This window comes from Prosthecobacter sp. GW821-HT29F12, assembly GCF_058803405.1.
The window spans coordinates 4,544,156-4,562,567 of record NZ_CM179517.1; the positions used below are offsets into that span (position 1 = coordinate 4,544,156).

General features: G+C 60.1%; 18 protein-coding genes. 8 read left to right on the forward strand and 10 right to left on the reverse strand.

Annotated elements, in window-relative coordinates; all coding sequences use genetic code 11:
- The first annotated feature begins 51 nt into the window (after positions 1 to 51).
- On the forward strand, positions 52 to 354 hold the full coding sequence (locus AC3RLQ_RS18665; RefSeq protein WP_493030164.1) for a hypothetical protein: 303 nt from the start codon (positions 52 to 54) through the stop codon (positions 352 to 354).
- A 2-nt stretch (positions 355 to 356) separates the two neighbouring features.
- On the opposite strand, the gene AC3RLQ_RS18670 is transcribed toward AC3RLQ_RS18665, so the two are convergent.
- A complete protein-coding gene (locus tag AC3RLQ_RS18670) occupies positions 357 to 1,553 on the reverse strand; it encodes an alpha/beta hydrolase (RefSeq protein ID WP_493030165.1) in 1,197 nt (398 codons plus the stop codon).
- A 51-nt stretch (positions 1,554 to 1,604) separates the two neighbouring features.
- Between AC3RLQ_RS18670 and AC3RLQ_RS18675 the strand changes: the two genes are divergently transcribed.
- The 4 genes from AC3RLQ_RS18675 to AC3RLQ_RS18690 all read left to right on the forward strand — a co-directional run bounded on the left by AC3RLQ_RS18675 (position 1,605) and on the right by AC3RLQ_RS18690 (position 6,704).
- Entirely contained in the window at positions 1,605 to 2,525 is a 921-nt protein-coding gene (locus AC3RLQ_RS18675; RefSeq protein WP_493030166.1) for a sugar phosphate isomerase/epimerase family protein, read from the forward strand.
- A gap of 146 nt (positions 2,526 to 2,671) precedes the next feature.
- Positions 2,672 to 4,627, forward strand: coding sequence for an alpha-1,4-glucan--maltose-1-phosphate maltosyltransferase (locus AC3RLQ_RS18680; RefSeq protein WP_493030167.1), 1,956 nt, complete (start codon positions 2,672 to 2,674; stop codon positions 4,625 to 4,627).
- Positions 4,628 to 4,631: 4 nt separating this feature from the next.
- Positions 4,632 to 5,411, forward strand: coding sequence for a phosphodiester glycosidase family protein (locus tag AC3RLQ_RS18685; protein ID WP_493030168.1), 780 nt, complete (start codon positions 4,632 to 4,634; stop codon positions 5,409 to 5,411).
- 30 nt (positions 5,412 to 5,441) lie between these two features.
- On the forward strand, positions 5,442 to 6,704 hold the full coding sequence (locus tag AC3RLQ_RS18690; RefSeq protein WP_493030169.1) for a CehA/McbA family metallohydrolase domain-containing protein: 1,263 nt from the start codon (positions 5,442 to 5,444) through the stop codon (positions 6,702 to 6,704).
- Between the two features lie 50 nt (positions 6,705 to 6,754).
- Here the strand turns inward: AC3RLQ_RS18690 and AC3RLQ_RS18695 are convergent, their stop codons facing one another.
- The 7 genes from AC3RLQ_RS18695 to AC3RLQ_RS18725 form a co-directional block, all read right to left on the reverse strand.
- Positions 6,755 to 7,354 carry a hypothetical protein gene (locus AC3RLQ_RS18695; RefSeq protein ID WP_493030170.1) on the reverse strand — a complete coding sequence of 200 codons (600 nt, stop codon included), beginning with the start codon at positions 7,352 to 7,354 and terminating at the stop codon, positions 6,755 to 6,757.
- Positions 7,355 to 7,360: 6 nt separating this feature from the next.
- On the reverse strand, positions 7,361 to 8,977 hold the full coding sequence (murJ, locus tag AC3RLQ_RS18700) for a murein biosynthesis integral membrane protein MurJ (protein ID WP_493030171.1): 1,617 nt from the start codon (positions 8,975 to 8,977) through the stop codon (positions 7,361 to 7,363).
- A complete protein-coding gene (locus AC3RLQ_RS18705) occupies positions 8,974 to 10,017 on the reverse strand; it encodes an L-threonylcarbamoyladenylate synthase (RefSeq protein WP_493030172.1) in 1,044 nt (347 codons plus the stop codon). Before AC3RLQ_RS18705 ends, murJ begins: the two co-directional genes overlap by 4 nt.
- Positions 10,014 to 10,802, reverse strand: coding sequence for a GTP cyclohydrolase FolE2 (gene folE2 / locus AC3RLQ_RS18710; RefSeq protein WP_493030173.1), 789 nt, complete (start codon positions 10,800 to 10,802; stop codon positions 10,014 to 10,016). Before folE2 ends, AC3RLQ_RS18705 begins: the two co-directional genes overlap by 4 nt.
- A 92-nt stretch (positions 10,803 to 10,894) precedes the next feature.
- A complete protein-coding gene (gene rpsR, locus AC3RLQ_RS18715; RefSeq protein WP_294397375.1) occupies positions 10,895 to 11,134 on the reverse strand; it encodes a 30S ribosomal protein S18 in 240 nt (79 codons plus the stop codon).
- Between the two features lie 18 nt (positions 11,135 to 11,152).
- Positions 11,153 to 11,326 (reverse strand): 50S ribosomal protein L33, encoded by a 174-nt coding sequence (gene rpmG, locus AC3RLQ_RS18720; protein ID WP_294397372.1) that lies wholly within the window; start codon positions 11,324 to 11,326, stop codon positions 11,153 to 11,155.
- A 23-nt stretch (positions 11,327 to 11,349) separates the two neighbouring features.
- Positions 11,350 to 12,408 (reverse strand): TraR/DksA family transcriptional regulator, encoded by a 1,059-nt coding sequence (locus AC3RLQ_RS18725; protein ID WP_493030174.1) that lies wholly within the window; start codon positions 12,406 to 12,408, stop codon positions 11,350 to 11,352.
- Between the two features lie 189 nt (positions 12,409 to 12,597).
- On the opposite strand from AC3RLQ_RS18725, the gene AC3RLQ_RS18730 reads away from it, so the two are divergent.
- A complete protein-coding gene (locus AC3RLQ_RS18730; protein ID WP_487679329.1) occupies positions 12,598 to 12,957 on the forward strand; it encodes a DUF4282 domain-containing protein in 360 nt (119 codons plus the stop codon).
- 103 nt (positions 12,958 to 13,060) lie between these two features.
- Positions 13,061 to 14,263 carry a complex I subunit 1/NuoH family protein gene (locus AC3RLQ_RS18735; protein ID WP_493030175.1) on the forward strand — a complete coding sequence of 401 codons (1,203 nt, stop codon included), beginning with the start codon at positions 13,061 to 13,063 and terminating at the stop codon, positions 14,261 to 14,263.
- Positions 14,264 to 14,420: 157 nt separating this feature from the next.
- On the opposite strand, the gene AC3RLQ_RS18740 is transcribed toward AC3RLQ_RS18735, so the two are convergent.
- Complete coding sequence (locus AC3RLQ_RS18740) at positions 14,421 to 15,920, reverse strand: C39 family peptidase (RefSeq protein WP_493030176.1); 1,500 nt, start codon at positions 15,918 to 15,920, stop codon at positions 14,421 to 14,423.
- A gap of 54 nt (positions 15,921 to 15,974) precedes the next feature.
- Positions 15,975 to 17,309 carry a glucose-1-phosphate adenylyltransferase gene (locus AC3RLQ_RS18745; protein WP_493030177.1) on the reverse strand — a complete coding sequence of 445 codons (1,335 nt, stop codon included), beginning with the start codon at positions 17,307 to 17,309 and terminating at the stop codon, positions 15,975 to 15,977.
- Between the two features lie 125 nt (positions 17,310 to 17,434).
- Here AC3RLQ_RS18745 and AC3RLQ_RS18750 point away from each other — a divergent pair, with 125 nt between their 5' ends.
- The gene (locus tag AC3RLQ_RS18750; protein WP_493030178.1) at positions 17,435 to 18,400 is read left to right on the forward strand and encodes a c-type cytochrome domain-containing protein; all 966 of its coding nucleotides are present in this window, start codon (positions 17,435 to 17,437) and stop codon (positions 18,398 to 18,400) included.
- The last annotated feature ends 12 nt before the right edge of the window (positions 18,401 to 18,412 follow it).

Consider the following 18,412-nt stretch of genomic DNA (forward strand, 5'->3'; position numbering starts at 1 on the left):
GCGGTGTCTTTTTGAATGTCTCGGGAGCTGTCATACAGCTCCCGCTATTTCATGTTCCTCACACTCGCCCGATTTTACAGCACTCTCTCCCTGGCGCTACCCCCTGTGGCTCTGGTGGTGCTCGGCGCCATGATCGTCGGTTTCAAAGAGACCGGTCCTCAGTCCAACGGGCTCGGGACCCTTATCCTGATTGCAGGCACCACCCTGGCGGGGCTCTCATTCAACGCGGTTATTGCCGGCATCGTCGCATGGCGCTGGCCCAGAGCCCGCACGACGTTTTCACTCGTTTGCTGGATGGCTGGAGCATTGCTCGTCCTCGCCGTGGTTCTCTATGAGGTGCTTGGCCTGCTCTAGATTCAACGCGTCACCGCCAGCTCCACATCCTTCGCGCCCTCGACAACATCGAGACTCCACTCACCCGCGCCGGGCTTTTGCTCCTTCGTGGTTGCGGTGCCATCCGCTGTCTCCAAGCCCGGAACATCAGCGGCACTGTAGCTGACGGTCAGCTTCACTTTGCCAACGATGGGACCAGTCTTTTCATCGAGCTTGAATTTTCCACCCATGACGCGTGCACAGGCCACGGGTGCGGAGGGATCGTCTGAGGCGAAGATGACACTGCCCCAGCTCACCGGCTTGCCATTCACGGTGACCTTGCCGTTGATGGCGGTGCGCTTCATCGGCTTGAGGAAGCCCTGATTGCGCAGCCAGTCACGCAGATGCCCGCTCCAGGTGCCGAGCACCGGATCGCCCAGAAACAGGCCGACGCCGTGCGGACCAGGGCGGTAGATGTGAAGTTCGGCGGGGACTTTGTTTTTCCGGCAGGCGAGATAGAAGGCCACGGCATTTTCGGCAGGCACCACGGTGTCTTCATCGGTCTGGAAGATGAAGATGGGCGGCGTGTTGGCGGTGACACGGGTTTCGGTGCTCACGTGCTTGGCCAGTTCGTCGTTGTCGCCGGGGCCGAGCAGGTTTTTGCGGGAGCCTTTGTGTCCGTAGTCCTCAATCATGGAGATCACGGGATAGGTCGGCGCGGCCACATCGGGACGGGCGCTGACTTGATCGACGGCGTCATTCGTCGCACCGGCGGGTTTTTCATCGAACATCGTGGCCGCCATGGAGGTGAGATGGCTGCCTGCGGAGAAGCCGATGATGCCAATACGGTTCGGATCAATGCCATACTCCTTGGCATTGGCCCGCACATGGCGGATAGCGCGCTGCACGTCGATGAGCTGCGTGGGAAAGTGATAGCCCTGACTGCCGAGACGGTAGTGCAGCACGAAGGCGGAAACGCCGAGGCCGTTGAACCACTTGGCCACCTGCACGCCTTCGTGGTCTGCCGCCAACCCGCCGTAACCACCGCCGGGACACACGACGAAAGCCGCCCCATTGGCTTTGTCCTTGGCAGCGGCCCAGACATTGATGAAGGGCTGATCCTTGTCCTCCGTCCCCTTCGCCCCCGGTGCGCCATCGGGCCAAAGCTTGACCTTGGTGGGCTCGGCGTGGGCCAGGGAGGTGAAAAAGAGGGCGGCGGCGAAAAGAGAAATCTTGTTCATGCAGGTGGAAGTCTGTTAATCCTGTCTTTTCCATCCGTTCTTTCATCCGCCATGATCTCACGCCGTCATTTTCTCTCCACCAGCCTTGGCGCGCTCAGCGTCTCCACCTTGCCTGCCATTGAGCCCATCAAGCGCCCCGGCAAGAGCCACATGCAGCTCGGCGTCGCAGCCTACAGCTTCCGCGAGTACTTCCAGTGGATGCGTGACAAGGAGCAGAAGCCGAAGGACGGCAAGCCTCAGTGGAGCATCCTCGATTTCATCGACTGGTGCGGCGACAACAACGTCCCCGGCGCGGAAGTCACCAGCTACTTTTTCCCGAAGGATGTGGACGAGGCCTTCCTGCTTGAAGTGAAACGCCGCGCTTACCTGCGCGGGGTGCAGCTGGCCGGCACTGCCGTGGGCAACAATTTTGCCCTGCCCAAAGGCGAGAAGCTCAGCGAACAGATCGCTTACACGAAGAAGTGGATCGACTACTCCGCGATCATGGGCGCACCGCACATCCGTGTGTTTGCCGGGCCGCAGCCGAAGGACCTCAGCGAGGAGCAGGCCGTGGCCAACTGCCTCGAATCCTACCAGGAGTGCCTCGACTACGCCGCCAAAAAGGGTGTCTTCCTCGGCCTGGAAAACCACGGCGGCATCGTCGCCGAGCCGGAAAACCTCATCAAGATGATCAAGGCCGCCAAGAGCCCCTGGGCCGGCATCAATCTGGACAGCGGCAACTTCCACACGGAAGACCCGTATGCCGATCTCGCCAAGATCGCCCCCTATGCCGTCAACGTGCAGCTCAAGATGGAGATCAGCCGCAAAGGTGCCGCCAAAGGCGTCAGTGAGCCCAGCGATGTGAAACGTGTGATCCAGATCATGCGCGACGCCAACTACCAGGGCTGGTTCACGCTGGAGTTTGAGACCAAGGAAGATCCGTTTGTACGAGTGCCGGAGATTTGCGACATGCTGCGACCACTGCTGGCCTGAGTTTGCGGTGGTTTGGAATGGTTTCCCTTGCCAAGGCAGGCGCGTGCCCACGTAACTCCACATGCTCTGAGGAGCGGAAGGTCTTTGAAAACCACCGCTATCGACTGTAAACAGACGTCGCCCCCCGCAAACCTTCCCCTCCCCCCATGTCCGTCACCCATGCGCCCACTGTCGTCATCGAGAACTTCTATCCCTGCCTAGATGGCGGAAGGCATCCGGTCAAACGGGTGATCGACGAGCCGCTGGATGTGTGGTGTGACATTTTCAAGGACGGCCACGATGTGATGAGCGCGGTGCTGCGCTGGCGGCTCACGGGCTCGCGCCGCTGGTTTGAAGCGCCGATGAAGCTGACTGAAAATGACCGCTGGCATGGACAGTGCAGTTTTTCCAAAGCGGGACGCTGGGAATATGTCGTTGAGGCATGGGGCGACACCTTCCGCTCCTGGAAAAAGACATTTGCGGTGCGGGTGCAGGCCAAAGATCCGGATGTGCCGATCGAGGCGCAGGAAGGGGCACGACTGCTGCGGGATGCCGCCAAGCGCGCACGCGCCGCCGGCGTGCCGACTGCAGGGACGCAGCTGGAAGATTGCGCGGATCTGCTCGCATCAATGAAAGCTGCGGATCTCATGGACGTGCTGCTTTCGGACGAGATGCAGAGCCTGATGGATCAGTATCCGGACCGCTCCCAGTCCACCACTTCAGACACGATGCGCGCCACGGCAGAACGCGAGCGCGCCCGCTTCTCCGCCTGGTATGAATTCTTCCCTCGTGGGGCCGAAGGCCGCAGCGACAAACATTCCACCTTCCGCGACTGCCTAGGCCGTCTCGACCACGCAGCCCACATGGGCTTTGATGTGATCTACTTCCCGCCGATTCACCCGATCGGTGTCACGGCCCGCAAAGGCAAAAACAACACGCTCACAGCCGGGTCGGATGATGTGGGCAGCCCCTGGGCCATCGGTGGCCCGACGGGTGGACACCGCAACATCGAACCCGCGCTCGGCACGGAGAAGGATTTTGTATGGCTGGTGAAGGAAGCGAAGAAGCGCGGACTGGAAATCGCGCTCGATTTTGCGCTCAACTGCTCGCCCGATCATCCTTACGTCAAAGATCATCCGGAGTGGTTCTACAAGCGCCCTGACGGCAGCATCCGCTATGCGGAGAATCCGCCCAAGAAGTATCAGGACATCTACCCGCTGAACTTCCATTGCGATGACTGGCGCAACCTGTGGAAAGAGCTGATCGACGTGGTGCAGTTCTGGGTGGATCGCGGCGTGAAGATCTTCCGCGTGGACAATCCGCACACCAAGCCCGTGGCGTTCTGGGAGGAGCTGATCGCCACCATTCAGCGCAAAGACCCGGACGTGCTCTTCCTGGCCGAGGCCTTCACCAAGCCGAAGATGATGCAGGTGCTGGGCAAGGTGGGCTTCACGCAGAGCTACACCTACTTCACCTGGCGCGAAGACCGCCAGTCGCTCACCGAATACGCCACCGAACTCACGCGCACGGACATGCGCTGGTACTACCGTGCGAATTTCTGGCCCAACACGCCGGACATCCTGCCCGCCCACCTGCAGAATGCCAATTCGCAGATGTTCCGCATCCGCGCAGCGCTGGCCGCCACCCTTTCATCCTGCTGGGGCATGTACTCCGGCTACGAACTCTGTGAGAACGATCCGTATCCCGGCAAGGAGGAGTACGACAACAGTGAAAAGTACGAGCTGAAGCAGCGCGACTACAATCAGCTGGGCAACATCACGTCCTTCATCCGCATGCTGAACCTGATCCGCCGCGACAATCCAGCAATGCATCTCTACGACAACCTCAGCTTCCACGGCGCCGATCACGGCCAGATGCTCTGCTACAGCAAGGTCACGCCCGACTTCAGCAACCGCATCCTCTGCGTCATCAGCCACGATGCCCATCATCCTGCCATCGGCATGGTTCATCTGGATCTGCCGGCCCTCGGCCTGGACAGCAGCCGCCCCTTCAAAGTCACCGACCTGCTGCACAATCAAACCTACGAATGGTGCGGCGCGGACAACTATGTGGCGCTGCACCCCACCGGCATGTCGATGCACATCTTCCGGGTGGAGCAGTGATGCCATGAAGCTGCTGCTTTGCCTGTTCCTGCTGACTTGCAGTGCTCAGGCACAGCCGTGGCGGTTGGTCTCCATGTCCAAAGCCGAGCCTTTGAGCTCTGGAGCTTTCCATGTCGTCAAACAAATCGCCGGGCCTGCCAAGGCGGAAATCAGGCTCGTCGTGTTTGATGAGAAGCAGTGCGAACTGCACGTGGTGGCCAATGACAATCTGAAAACCGCCTGGTCGCTGGATGAAATCGGTCACGCCAGGAAAGCCCTGGCCGTCTGCAACGGCGGCTACTTCAACGTCAGTGGAAACTTTGGCCCGGTAGGGCTGGAAATCGCCGAAGGAACTCGCAGCGACAAATTCATCGCAGGAGAATGGGTGGGCGGGCTGATGGGCAGGCAGGGCAAGACCTCCCTCGTATGGAGCAACGAGTTCCAAGACGCGGCAGACATCAGCGAATTCGTGCAGTGCAGTCCGTGGCTGGTCAGTGAGGGACGCGTATGGCCGGTGCCACCGGGCAAAGAACAAGAACCGCGCAACCACCGCACCTTCATCATGACGGATGCCGCAGGCCGCTGGGCCATCGGCACCGCCAAACGCACCGGCCTGCTGGAACTCGCCCACATCCTCGTCATTCCCGGCATCATCACCGAGATGAAGGTAAACCGTGCGCTCAATCTCGATGGCGGTCCTTCCACCGGCCTGTGGTGCCGCAGCGAATCGGGGGCCGTTCAGTTTGAAAAACCCGGCTGGGCGGTGCGCAATGCCATCGTTATCGCACCACGAAATTCCAAGTGAGATGCGGTGGTTTCGATGCGTTCGTCTGTGATGCGTCCAATCCTCTTCAGTCTTCTTGTCCTCAGCCTGATCTCCACCGCCTCCGCCCAGCAGACGCGCTGGTACAAGGGCAACACGCACACGCATTCCCTGTGGAGCGACGGCAATGACTTTCCGGAGATGATCACGGACTGGTACAAGCAGCATGGCTACGATTTCCTGGCCATCTCCGACCACAACATACTCCAGGCGAAAGAGGTGTGGATGAGTGAGCCCGCTATTGAAAAACGCCGCCGGATTCTGGGCAAGACCACGATGGAAAAGTATCGCGCCCGCTTCGGTGATGAATGGGTGACGACGCGTGTAAAAGACGGCGTGACCGAAGTGCGGCTGAAGAAGCTGGAGGAGTACCGGCCCAAGTTTGAGGTGCCAGGGAAGTTCTCGCTCGTCCAGGCGGAAGAGATCAGCGCGGGCTTCGGCGAGATCCCAATTCATCTCAATGCCGTGAATTTGAAGGAGGTGATCAAGCCGGTCAAAGACCTCAGCAGCATTCAGGAAGTGATGCGTGCGAATTTGCAGATGGTGAACGAACAGTCCAAGCGCCTGGGCGTGCCGATGCTCTCGCACATCAATCACCCGAACTTCAAATGGGCGCTCTCAGCCGAAGACCTCGCCTCAGTGCTGGAGGAAAACTTCTGGGAAATCTACAACGGCCACCCCACCATCAACTACCCGGGCGATGCCTCGCGCATGGGCCATGAAAAGATCTGGGACGTGGCCAACACGCTGCGCATCGCCGAGTTCAAAGCACCGCCACTCTATGGCGTGGGCACGGATGACTCCCACCGCTATCACGGTGAGGAAAACGGCCCCGGCCGTGGCTGGGTGATGGTGCGCGCATCGAAGCTCGATCCTGCCGAGATCGTCAAAGCCATGAAGGCGGGCGACTTTTATGCCTCTTCCGGCGTCACTCTGGATGATGTGAGCTTCAATGATGGCGAGCTGCGCATCCGCATTCACAAGGAGCCCGGAGTCACCTACAGCACGCAGATTCGCGGCACGCTGCAAGGTTACGACCCAACCACCCGCCCCGCTCCTCCCGTGGCCGATGATCTGCATCCACCACGCCTGCTGTATTCGGACGACATTGGCAAGACGCTCGCGACGATTGAAGGCGAAGAAGTCGTGTGGAAACCCAGCGGCAAAGAGCTGTATTTCCGCGCGGTGATCACCTCGTCCAAGCCCTATGCAAATCCCTCTTTCGAAGGGCAGAAAGAAATGGCCTGGACGCAGCCGATGGGGTGGAAGAAATAGCCTTGTTGCTGCGCAACAAGAGATCCCCTGTTCCGCAGGAACAGGGGAACTTACCGCATCCGCATGCCTTGCATCCGCCCCTGCATGCCTTCCAGCATCGGGGCCATTTCCAGCTTCATGGAGAGCGGCGATTCCTTGAAGAAGAGGCCCATGTCCTTGGTGAAGGATTTTTCAAAATCCGCCGGACTCTGATCCAGCATCATCTGCATTTCGGGGTTCTTTGAAGCCTTCTTTTTCATCTCGCGCTGGATGCCGCCGATGATGCGACGGCGATCTTCGGCGGGCAGTTTTTCCAAGCCCTTCATCACGGCCTTGAAGTTTTCTTCCACGGTGCGGTTCACGTACCGGCCTTTTTCCTCATCGGTCAGCGATTTGAAAAAGTGGTCCATGGTTTCCAGGCCGTCTTCACGCATCTCGCTGCGCTGGTTGAAGTCGAGCTTGATGACGGAGTTGATGACCTTGTCCAAGTAAGCTTTGCGCGGCGACTCAGCTAGATCTTCATCCGCCAGCCACGGCGCGTTCGCCATGAGCGCCAGCGTCTTCTCGGACGAAAAAACCGAGTCCTCAGTCACCCACATGACCACGCCCACACCGGCCCAGACGAGGGCGAGGAAGGCGGCAACCTGGAACCAGAAGCGTTGGAGCGGCATGGCCGGTTACTTCTTGCCAAAGCGGCGGCCTAGCAACGAGAGAAATTCGCCGGCCTCCTCCACCTGGAGCTTCTTGGTGACAGCGAAATAGGCGGCGGCGGCCACGCTGATGCTGACGCCAAGCCCGGCGCAGCGCAGCATGAAGTTCAGGTGCGACCAGTTCGCCATGATCGTGTACTTGGCCGCGAAACAAACGGCGGACATGGCGGCAATACCGATGAGCAGCTTGATGAGCGACTGCACCAGCGAGCCCGTTTCAAGCCCGGAGGCAAACTTGCGCATGCAGAGGTACAGCGTGAGGAAATTGAGCGAGAGACCAACCGCCGTGGCCCAGGCGAGCGCGGTGTGATCCCACTTGAAGACGAAGACGGTGATGGAGTTCACCGTGGCCGTGAACACGATGACGCCGATGCTGACCAGCATGGGAATGAAGCGGCGGTTGATGGTGTAAAACGCGGGCTGCAGCACCTTGATGGCGGCGTAGAAGATCAGGCCAAAGGCATAGGCCTGCAGCGGTGCGGCGGTGTTCTGCACGTCCTGCGCATTGAATTTGCCGTGCTCAAAAATGACCGAGATGATTTCCTGTGACAACAGGGTGAGGCCAACGGCGCAGGGCAGCGTGAGGAAGAGCACCAGCCGCAGTCCTTTGGCCAATGCAGCACGAAACGCGGGTGTCATGCCTTCGGTGGCAAGGCGTGAGAGCATGGGCAGCGTGACCGTGGCCACGGCGACGCCGAAGAGACCCAGTGGAAGCTGCTGAAGGCGCTGGGCGTTTGCCAGCCAGGCGAGTGCCGACTCCTTGCCCGGTGTGTAGGAGGCGAAGATAGAATTGAGCAGCACCGCGACCTGGGTGCCGCTGGCGGCGAGCATGGAAGGCCACATGAGGTGCAGCACTTCCTTCACCGCAGGGTCTTTGCAGCCGAAGTCGAAGCGAAAACGAAACCCGACACGATGGAGCGAGGGAAGCTGCACGGCGAGCTGCAGCACACCGCCAATCAAGGTACCGATCGCGAAACCGGTGAGACCTTTTTCACTGACGTGACCATGGCGGAAGCCAGGATCAATGAGCCATGCGAGGATGACGCCACCGACAATGCATCCGAGATTGAAAAATGCCGAAGCGACGGCGGGAATAAAGAACACCTTCTTCGAATTCAGCATGCCCATGACCAGCGCGGTGACGGAGACCAGCGCGATGAAGGGATACATGATCTGCGCCAGCCAGATGCCGAGCACCTTGGCCTCTTCACTGAGTCCGGGCGTCAGGATGCGGAAGATGATCGGCGAGAGCAGCACGCCCGCGATGGCCACGATGCTCATGAACCAGATCGAGAGCGAGATCATCTTGCGTCCGAGCACCCAGGCGGCTTCGTCGCCCTCGGTCTTCATCTTCTTGGAGAAGGTGGTGACGAAGGCCGTGGAGAGCGCGCCTTCGGCAAACAGGTCACGCAGCATGTTCGGCGTGCGGAAGGCGGCGGTAAAGATGCCGGTGAAGGCGGAGCCGAAGAAGCCGTTCAGCATCTGATCCCGCACCAGGCCGAGCACGCGGCTGCAGAGGATGGCAATGGAGACGATCCCGGTGGACCGTGCTTGAGAGTTGGAGTCTTTTTTTTCTTCGCTCATGAGGAGTAGCGGCCGCTTGCGCGCCGCAGTTTGTCCATCATGGCGATTCCCATGCCATGTTCATGCAACGGTTCTGCAATGATTTCATCGACGCCGAGCTTGTCGAGCGCGCGCAGGACGTAGAAGAAGCGCACGGCGGCTTCTGGGAGCTTGCCATTGCCGGGGCTGAGCATCATCACTTCCTCCCATTCGCAGAGATTGAGGTAGCCGTCCTTTTCTTCGCCACGGTAGCTCATGAGGGCGTAGCGCTTGCCTTCTTCGGGGATGAAATCAGAAGGGCGCTCCAGCAGGCGCAGCGGGGTCTTCGGCGCGTAGTGCGAAGCGAGCTGGCCGGGTGCGGCGGTGGCTTCATCGACGACGGTGCGCGTAGTGTAGCGCACCTTGCCATAGGCTTTCAAATCCTCTGCCGTGATGGGGCCGGGGCGCACGATGTCGATGAACATCTTCGGGCTGCCGGGCTCGATCTTGATGATGGTGGACTCCAGTCCGAACATGCAGGCGCCGGCATCCACGATGAGGTGGATGCGGCCATCGAGTTCCGAAAGCACGGCACTGGCGGACGTCGGGCTGATGGAGCCAAAACGATTCGCGCTGGGGGCGGCGATGGGTTTGCCGAGGTCGGTGATGACGCGGCGGAAAATGGGATTGGAGCTGACGCGTACAGCGATGGTCTGCAGCCCGGCGGTCACGAGGTCGGGAACGATCGGCTTCTTGGGCAGCAGGATGGTCAGGGGGCCGGGCCAGAAGCGCTCGACCATTTTCTTCAGCGTCACAGCGATCTCAGGCGGCACATCGGCCACGAGATCAATCTGCTCCTTGCTGGCCAGATGGACGATGAGCGGGTCAAAGGTGGGGCGTTCCTTGGCTTCGAAGATTTTCGCCACGGCTTCCGCATCGAGCGCGTTGGCCGCGAGGCCATAGACGGTTTCGGTGGGCAGGGCGACGACTTCACCCTCACGCAGCAGACGGACGGCCTCATCGACCGCCTGGTGCATCAGCGGTGGCTGGTCGGTGGGCAGAACGGCGGTGACGTAACTCATGATGGCGATGTGTGGCTTTCAATCACCGCCCAGGCGTTGTGATTGTGGATGGATTCGTAATTCTCTGCTTCAACGCGGAACCAGGTGATGCGCGGATGCGCCTTGGCTTTCACGGCGATGTTGCGCACGAGGTCTTCGACGAAGACAGGATTGTCGTAAGCGGCTTCGGTGACGAACTTTTCGTCGGGACGCTTGAGGAGGCTGTACAGCTCGCTGCTGGCGCTTTGTTCAACCAGTTCCAGCAGGTCTTCGATCCAGACGGGATCGCTGAAACGAATGGCAAGGGTGACGGTGCCGCGCTGATTGTGCGCACCGCGGGCGCTGATGGCCTTGGAGCAGGGGCAAAGCGTGGTCACGGGCACTTCCACGGTGAGGACGAAGTCGGTCTTCTCCTTGTCCGTGTTCACTTCAAAGATCACACCGTAGTCCAGCAGACCCTCAGCGCCGGAGACCGGAGCCTTTTTGGCGCGGAAGTACGGGAAGCGCATTTCCACGTGCGCCTTGTCAGCATGGAGCTTTTTCATCAGCTCACGCGGCATGGCGACGATGTTGGAGACGGTCAGTTCCTTGCCGTGGGCATGCAGCACCTCCACAAAGCGGCTCATATGAGTGCCTTTGAACTGGTGCGGCAGGTCGACGGCCAGGGAAACGGTGGCGACGGTGTGCTGCACGGCGGCATCACGGTCGCGGATGCTCAGAGGAAAGCGCAGGCTGCGCACGCCCACGCGATCAATGGGCAGACGGCGTTCATCGCGTTCGTTTTGCGTGTCGGTAAGGGCGGACATGGACGAGGCTGGAAATGAAACTTCCCACTGCCGCGTGATGCAACAGTGGGAAGCAGATCAAAAGGGACCCTTTACGGGCAGACCCTGGAAAATCACGCCATGAGGTTCACAGCGCGGGAGCGCTTGATCTCACGGACGACCACGCGGTGCAGCCAGGCTGGAAGACCAGTGATGCGGCGGGGGATGAGCTTGCCGGATTCCGTGGTGAAACGGGCGAGCAGCTCAGGATTGGTGTAGGAAATCTTCTCCACCGGGATGTCCACTCGGCGGCGCGGCATCTTGCGATTCGCGCGACGGAAGTTGGACATGCGTTCTTTGGTCTTCGGTTGCATGGCAGTCTGGGGTAAAAATTAGCGGGTTTCGCGGTGAAGGGTGCGCTTCTTCATGAAGTGATTAAACTTCACCTTCTCAAGACGGCCCGGAGTGCGGACGCTTTTCTTATTGCGCGTGGTCACGTAGCGGGAGGGCGGCATACCTGCGGCTTTCGCTTCGGTGCATTCAAGGGTGATGATTTCTCGCGGCATAAATTTGGGGCGCAGAGGCTAGGTCACTCTTTGGAGAAGTCAAGCGATTCGCCTGAGTTGTTGTTCGAAGAGCTCGGAGCGGCGTCATCATCGTCCTTGTCGTCGTCGGAGGCGTCGTCGGCATTGTCGAGGCCGAAGAGGGAGTGTACTGGGCGGCTCCAGCGGCCGCTCATCTGGCTGCGCTCCAGCTTTTCCTGATAGGTGACGGAGAAGCGGGCGAAGGGCATGGCCTCCAGGCGCTCTTCAGGAATATCGACGCCGGTGCCTTCGCAAAGGCCATAGGTGCCGGTTTCGATGCGCTTGAGCGCTTCGTTGATTTCGTAAAGGGCGTCCTGTTCCTTGCCGAGGAGGCTGAGGGCGAAGTCGCGGTCATAGGCGTCACTGCCAGCATCAGCCTGATGCATGCCGAAGGCGGAGGAGTCGCCGTTTTCATTGCGGATGGTCTCGCTGGCCACGCCTTCGATGGAGTTCAGGTAGGCGTCGCGCAGTTCGATCAGGCGCTGCTTCTGCTTCTTGAGGAAGGGAGTCATCTTGACCGGGCCCTTGGCGATATCGATGGTGATGCCTTCTTCTTCACGATTGAGGCGTGAGCGTGGCGTGCCGGTGGTGGAAACGGAGGTGCGGCCTTTGGGAACCAGCGGGGCGGGCGTGTTCTTGGAGGGCTTCGTCGCTTTGACCGGAGCCGGAGCGGCGACAGGGGCGGCCTTCACAGGTGCTGGCGCTGGGGCGGGAGCGGCTTTGGCAGCAGGCTTCTCAGCCTTGGCGGCGGGCTTTTCAGCTTTGGCAGGAGCCTTCTTGGCGGGAGCAGCGGCTTTCGTGGCGGCTTTTTTGGCGGGGGCAGGTGTCTTGGCGGCAGCTTTTGTCGGGGCGGTTTTCTTCACAGGCATGGGGGAGGTTTTCTTCGGGGCGGGCTTTTTCGGCGCCGCCTTCTTCAAAATGGGTTTGCTCTTGGACTTGACCGCCGGCTTGGCGGCCTTGGCTGGAACGGGCTTGCTCTTCGACTTCACCGCCTTGGCAGGAGCCTTTTTCACGGGCTTGGCGGAGGGCTTCTTAACTGCGGGTTTCTTGGATTTCGCAGGCATGACTTTGACGGTGTTGGGTTGTCGATGAACTTCTCTGTTAATGCACCTGGCCACAGGGCGGAAAAAGAGGCGCGGATTCTGCCTGCGGTTGTCAAAACACGCAACCAGTATTCCAACGCCGCCCCAAGGTTCCCTCTTCCGGCGCATTTGGCGGGTTGCGCCCGCAGGGCCAGAGCCTACTCTGCCGCCATGAATGCCGAGCCCCCCTCCAGTTCCGCGCTTTCCAGCCTGTGGCAGCAGATCCGCGCCGTGCTCGACCTCGTGCTGGATCTCTCCTTCAAGCGCTTCGTCACTCCGCACCTTGTGCGCATGCTGTATGTGCTGAGCCTGCTGGCGGCCCTCATGTATGCCATCTCCTGGCTGTTCTACAGCTGGTGGGGCATCATCGTCGCCCCGGCGGCTTTCCTGCTCTATCTCATCGTCGCCCGCGTGACGGTGGAGCTGATCCTCGCGGTCTTCCGCATCGCGGAGCACATCGCACCGATGGGAGATGAGCAGGGCACGCGACCTGCGCCGAAACCGCGCTCCTTCACCGATCCGGTGAAGTGAGATGCCCAAAAGCCTGCCCAATGACGGCGAAACAAGGCGCTTGTGAAATTTTTCACAAAATCGGGTTGCTGCTCTTCGCTGCGTCCTGATAATCGCCCTGCCGATGTTCACTCCCACGCTCGCCACTTTCGATCTCATTGCGCTCGCCGTCTCGGTGGGGAAGATCGTGTTTCTCACTTTCCTGGTCATCCTCCCGCTGGTTTCGATCGCGGTTTACTTTGAGCGACGCATCTCCGCGGTGATCCAGGACCGCGTGGGTCCAAACCGCGTGGGCGTGCCGCTGACGCTTTTGGGCTTCAAGAAAGACTGGCAGCCCTTCGGCATCGGCGGGCTGGCCCAGGCGGCGGCAGACGGACTGAAGTTCATTTTGAAGGAAGACTTTGTGCCCGCCCATGTGCGCAAGTTTTACTACTGGCTGGCCCCCTGCATGACGGTGGTGCCTGCGCTGCTCACCTGCGTGGTGCTTCCTTTCGGCAGTGAATTGAACCTGTCCTTCCTCGGCATCGCCGAACCGGTCAAGATGGTGATCGCAGACCTGAGCATCGGACCCCTCTTCACCTTCGCCATCGCCTCCCTCGGCGTGTATGGCATCGTCCTCGCCGGCTGGTCCTCCAATTCAAAGTACCCCTTCCTCGGTGGTGTGCGCGCCAGCGCGCAGATGATCTCATATGAAATCTCGCTGGGCCTCTCCATCATCCCGGTGCTCATGATCTTCGGCGAACTGAACCTCACCAAGATGTCCGCCTTCCAGGACGCGAACGGCTGGCTGCTGCTGCCGCTCTGGGGCGAAGGCCTCAGCGTCGCACGCTGGGTGCTGCTGATCCCCATCGTCATCTCCTTCGTCATCTTCACCGTCTCCATGTTTGCCGAGACGAACCGCCTGCCCTTCGACCTTGCCGAGTGCGAAACGGAACTGGTGGCCGGTTACCACACCGAATACAGCTCGATGAAATTCGCCCTTTTCTTCATGGGTGAATACGCCGCGATGATCATCGGCTCAGGCATGGCCGTGACGCTCTTCCTCGGCGGCTGGAGCATCCCCTGCTGGCCGCTGCTGGAGAAAATCATCCCGCTGCAGCTGCATTACACGCCGGACACCACCCCGCTCTACACCGGCCTGCTGCACATCGGCACCTTCTTCGCCAAGGTCTTCGCCTTCATCGTCTTCTTCATCATCATCCGCTGGACCCTGCCCCGCTTCCGCTTTGACCAGCTCATGGCCCTCGGCTGGAAAGTGTTCTTCGAACTCGCCCTCGCGAACGTCTTCCTCACCGCGCTGTTGATGTGGTGGTTTCCGCTGAAGTAAAGGCAGGTTGCTTAGTTGTCCCGCAACTGAGCTGAGATGCGGAGATCCGTTCGTAGATACCATGTGGGCGGAGTCACTGAAGCGGATCGGTGACTCCGCCCACATGAAATCTACAAGCGCGCTGTTGCCATACGCTCAGAGAAGTACAGCCCCCGTCTCAAAATCCCACGACGTAGAACTCCTTGGCGGAGACTCGCTCGGCTTCGGGGAGGGTGATCCAGCGTTCCTTGTAGTCTTCTCCCCAGCTGTCGCTGAATGCGATTTCGTTGGTGTCCTTGTTGTAGCCAACGATGAGGACGACATGACCGAACTTTGTGTCCGCCGAAAGCTGGCTGGAGGCTGATTCTGCTGTGACCTTGGTCTTCCAGGTGGTCCAATTGGTGACCTCCTTGCGCTCCTTGGTGCGCTGGTTGGCGGTTTCGTTGAACTTGTCGGTGCTGTAAAGGCACCACATCAGCGGCACGCCTTTGTCGACGTATTTGGCGATTTCCTTGAGCTTGAGCTCACCTTTCCAGGCGTCAAAGGAGCGGCGCTTGTTGCGGATCTGAGGGGCGATGCCTTCGAGGAGTGCGGAGACGGTGGTGCCGCCGCCGAAGTCGGAATTGCCGGCGTTGGCAAGGATGTACATGTCCGCAGGCACCCCGAGATGGCGCATGGCGCGCTCGGCGGTGGCGGGCGCGCAGTAGCCTTTGGGGCCCTGGTCCACCATGGGTATGTCCCCGATGACGACGTCACCGTTCGAACGCTTTTCCAGATTGGCCAGCACCTGGGCGCGAATGATCTTGTCCGTGGTGTCCTCCACCTTGCCACCGGCATCGGCGAAGGCGGTGGTGACAATTTGCACGCCGACATACACACCCTTGGCCTCGGCCAGGAGGATGGCATGCCCGCGCCAGTCCCAGCGCTGCACGGTCAGGCGACCAATGCCGCTTGGCCCTTCGCCAAAACGCGCTTCCTTTGGTGCCCCGAGTTTCTTGGTGAGCGCAGCGGCGATCGCGGTCAGATCCTTGTCCATCGCCGTTTTCACGATTTTCTCCGCTTCGGCAGGCGGGGTGTCTTTGTCGAAGTGCATCTCTCCGCCGCCTTTGGCGCTGAAGAGGTCGCCCTTGTTGGCAAAGACGAGGGAGAAACTGGTCACCTTGTCATTCTCCGCATACATGGCCACGGAGTAGGGATGCGCGCCGAAGAGCTGGTAGTCGTCCTTGGTGTAGGCGCGGTAGCTGCTGGCCGTCTTGGTCTTAGACTCCTGGGGGATTTTCAGTTTGGCGGCGATTTCCTCGGCGGAGGAGGTCCAGAGCGGAGCCTCGCCGAAGAACGGCTGGCCGACGACTTCGTTGACCGCAGCGGGCTCGAGTTTGTCGTTGGGGCCGGGCTTGAAGGTGTACTTGGCAGGGACTGCAGCTGCCGGAGCGGCTGCGGCAGGCAGGGCGGCCGATTTGATGTACTGCTGATCGGCGGCGGAGAGAGACGTGATGGCGAAGGTGTACTTCTGCCCCGAGGCCAGCTCGAGCGTTACGTTGGGACCATTGACGCCGACGAGCTTTGCCTGCACGGCCTTGCCCTGGGCATTGGTGAAGGTGCGGAGTTCAGGGGACTGGGAAAACGCGGCGGCAAGGGACAGGCCCAGCGCTAGAAAAACATTGGCGGCAAGCTGCATGGATACGGTTTTAACGCATCCGCTTCTGAAGGTGTTAGGACTTTTTTGGGCGCCTCAGATCCACGTCCCGGACGGGATGATGGCGTCTTTCGGAATGCAGATGATGCCGTCGCGAATGTAGAAGTTTTCGCCGTCCATGTTGTCCGGCTTGCCTTCGGGAGTGATGACCACGTTGTCGCCGATGTGGACGTTCTTGTCGATGATGGCGCGCTCGATGCGGCAGTTGCGGCCGATGCCGGGAGGCGGGCGGTTCGGATCGGTGCCGACGGCACCGGCGTAGTAATCCGCACCCATGATGATGCAGTCACGGATGGTGGTGCCGGGCTCGATCTTGGCGCGCAGGCCGATGACAGCGGTTTCAATGTGGGCGTCCGTGAGCACGCTGCCGTCGGCGATCAGCGCACCACGAATGGTGGCACCATTGATCTTGGTGGCAGGCAGGAAGCGGGCGTGGGTGAAGATGGGAGCGGAGCTTTCGAAGAAGTCGAACTGCGGCACCAGGCGGCAGAGGTCGAGGTTGGCGTCGAAGAAATTGCGGATGGTGCCGATGTCCTCCCAGTAGCCCTGGAAGTTGAAATTGAAGACGCGCTTGTTCTTGATCGCGGTGGGGATGATGTGCTTGCCGAAATCGTTGAGCGTGTTGTCGAGACACTCGATGAGCACATCACGGTGGAAGAGGTAGATGCCCATGGAGGCCTGGAAGCGCGACTCGGCAGGATCAATGCCCATGGTCTTCAAAGTGGCAGGCGGGATGCGCAGCTTTTCGAGGACTTCAGGGTCCTTCGGTTTCTCGATGAACTCGTAGATTCGCCCTTCTTCATCCGAGTGCATGATGCCAAACCCGGTGGCGGCCTCGGCATCCACCGGGATGGTGGCGATGGTGATGTCCGCATTGGTGGCGACGTGCTGGCGCATCAGCATGCGGTAGTCCATGCGGTAGAGCTGGTCCCCGCTGAGGATGAGGTAGTAGTCGTAGTCGCCTTCGAGGAAGTAGCGCAGGTTCTGCCGCACGGCGTCGGCAGTGCCCTGGTACCAGCGCTCACCATCGGGAGTCTGCTGCGCTGCGAGCACCTCCACAAAGCCGCGGGTGAACTGATCAAAGCGGTAGGTGCGGGCGAGATGGCGGTTGAGCGAGGCGCTGTTGTACTGGGTGAGCACGTACACCTGGCGCAGCCCGGAATTGATGCAGTTGCTGATCGGGATATCGACGATGCGATACTTGCCGGCGAGGGGCACGGCGGGCTTGGCGCGGTTTTCAGTCAGAGGGAAAAGACGCGTGCCTGCCCCACCACCCATGACGATGGCCAGAGTATTGCGGCGTAAGAGAGTGTCTGCTTCAATCTGGACTTTGGATGACGAGGGGGCCGTGGCGTTTGGAGGTGTGCTCATTGTCCTAAGTTGGTTGTCATTAATTCTCTGCAACAAGGAGAACAAGCAAGCGTTATCCCTGTCCAAATCTTGCGAGCTGACGCGCCTCGCGAGCGATCCCGTTCTTATCACCTTCATCCCTCCTCATGTCCACCCCGACGTTTCGTTTCCCCTGCATGATCAGCGTTTGCCTGATTGCGTCCTCAGCCTATTCAGCGGTCAGCTTCGAAAAAGACCTGCTGCCCGTCATTACTAAGAAATGCGTTGATTGCCACAAGGCTCCGCATGTCGAAAACGGCCAGAAGAAGGAGCCCAAGGCCGGTCTGCGGCTGGATGCCTCCTGGGCCATTCTGAAAGGCAGTGAAAACGGCCCGGTGCTCACGCCCGGCGCCCCCGACAAGAGCGGCATCTATGAGTCCGTGACGCTGCCAAAGGACGACGACGGCCACATGCCCTCCAAGGGTGAAGACATGACGAAGGAAGAAATCGCCCTGCTCAAGAAGTGGATCGAGGAAGGCGCGGACTTCGGCGGCTGGGTGGGCAGTGTGGAAGGCATGCCCGCTGGAGCGATGACGGAATCCGCGAAGCCTTACAAGCCGCGTCCGCATGATCTGTTTTATGCCGCTCTTGAAAAAGAGGTAAAGCCCCTGTCTGACGATGTGCTGGCCAAGGCGAAGGCCGCCGGTGCCCAGGTCTCTCCGGTGAAGGTGGACAGCCCGCTGGTGCGGGTGGACTTCCTCACGGGAGTCTCGAAGTGCGATGATGCCAAGGTGGCCGAGATTCTGCCGCTCAAGGAAAACATCGTGCAACTGGATCTGGGGCGCACCATCATCACCGACGGCGCCTTGAAGACGATCGGCCAGATGCCGCGCCTGGTGTCGCTCGATTTGCGCCAGACGAAAATCACCGATGCTGGCCTCGAATCGCTCATTGGTCTGAAAAAACTTGAGACCCTGAATCTCTACGGCACCGAGATCACGGACGCCGGATTGAAGCACCTGGCCAAGATCAAAAGCCTCAAGAATGTCCATCTCTGGCAGTCCAAGGCCACCAAGCCCGGCGTAAAAGAACTCAGCGCCGCCATCCCCGGCATCAAAGTCAGCATCGAATAACCCATCCCAACC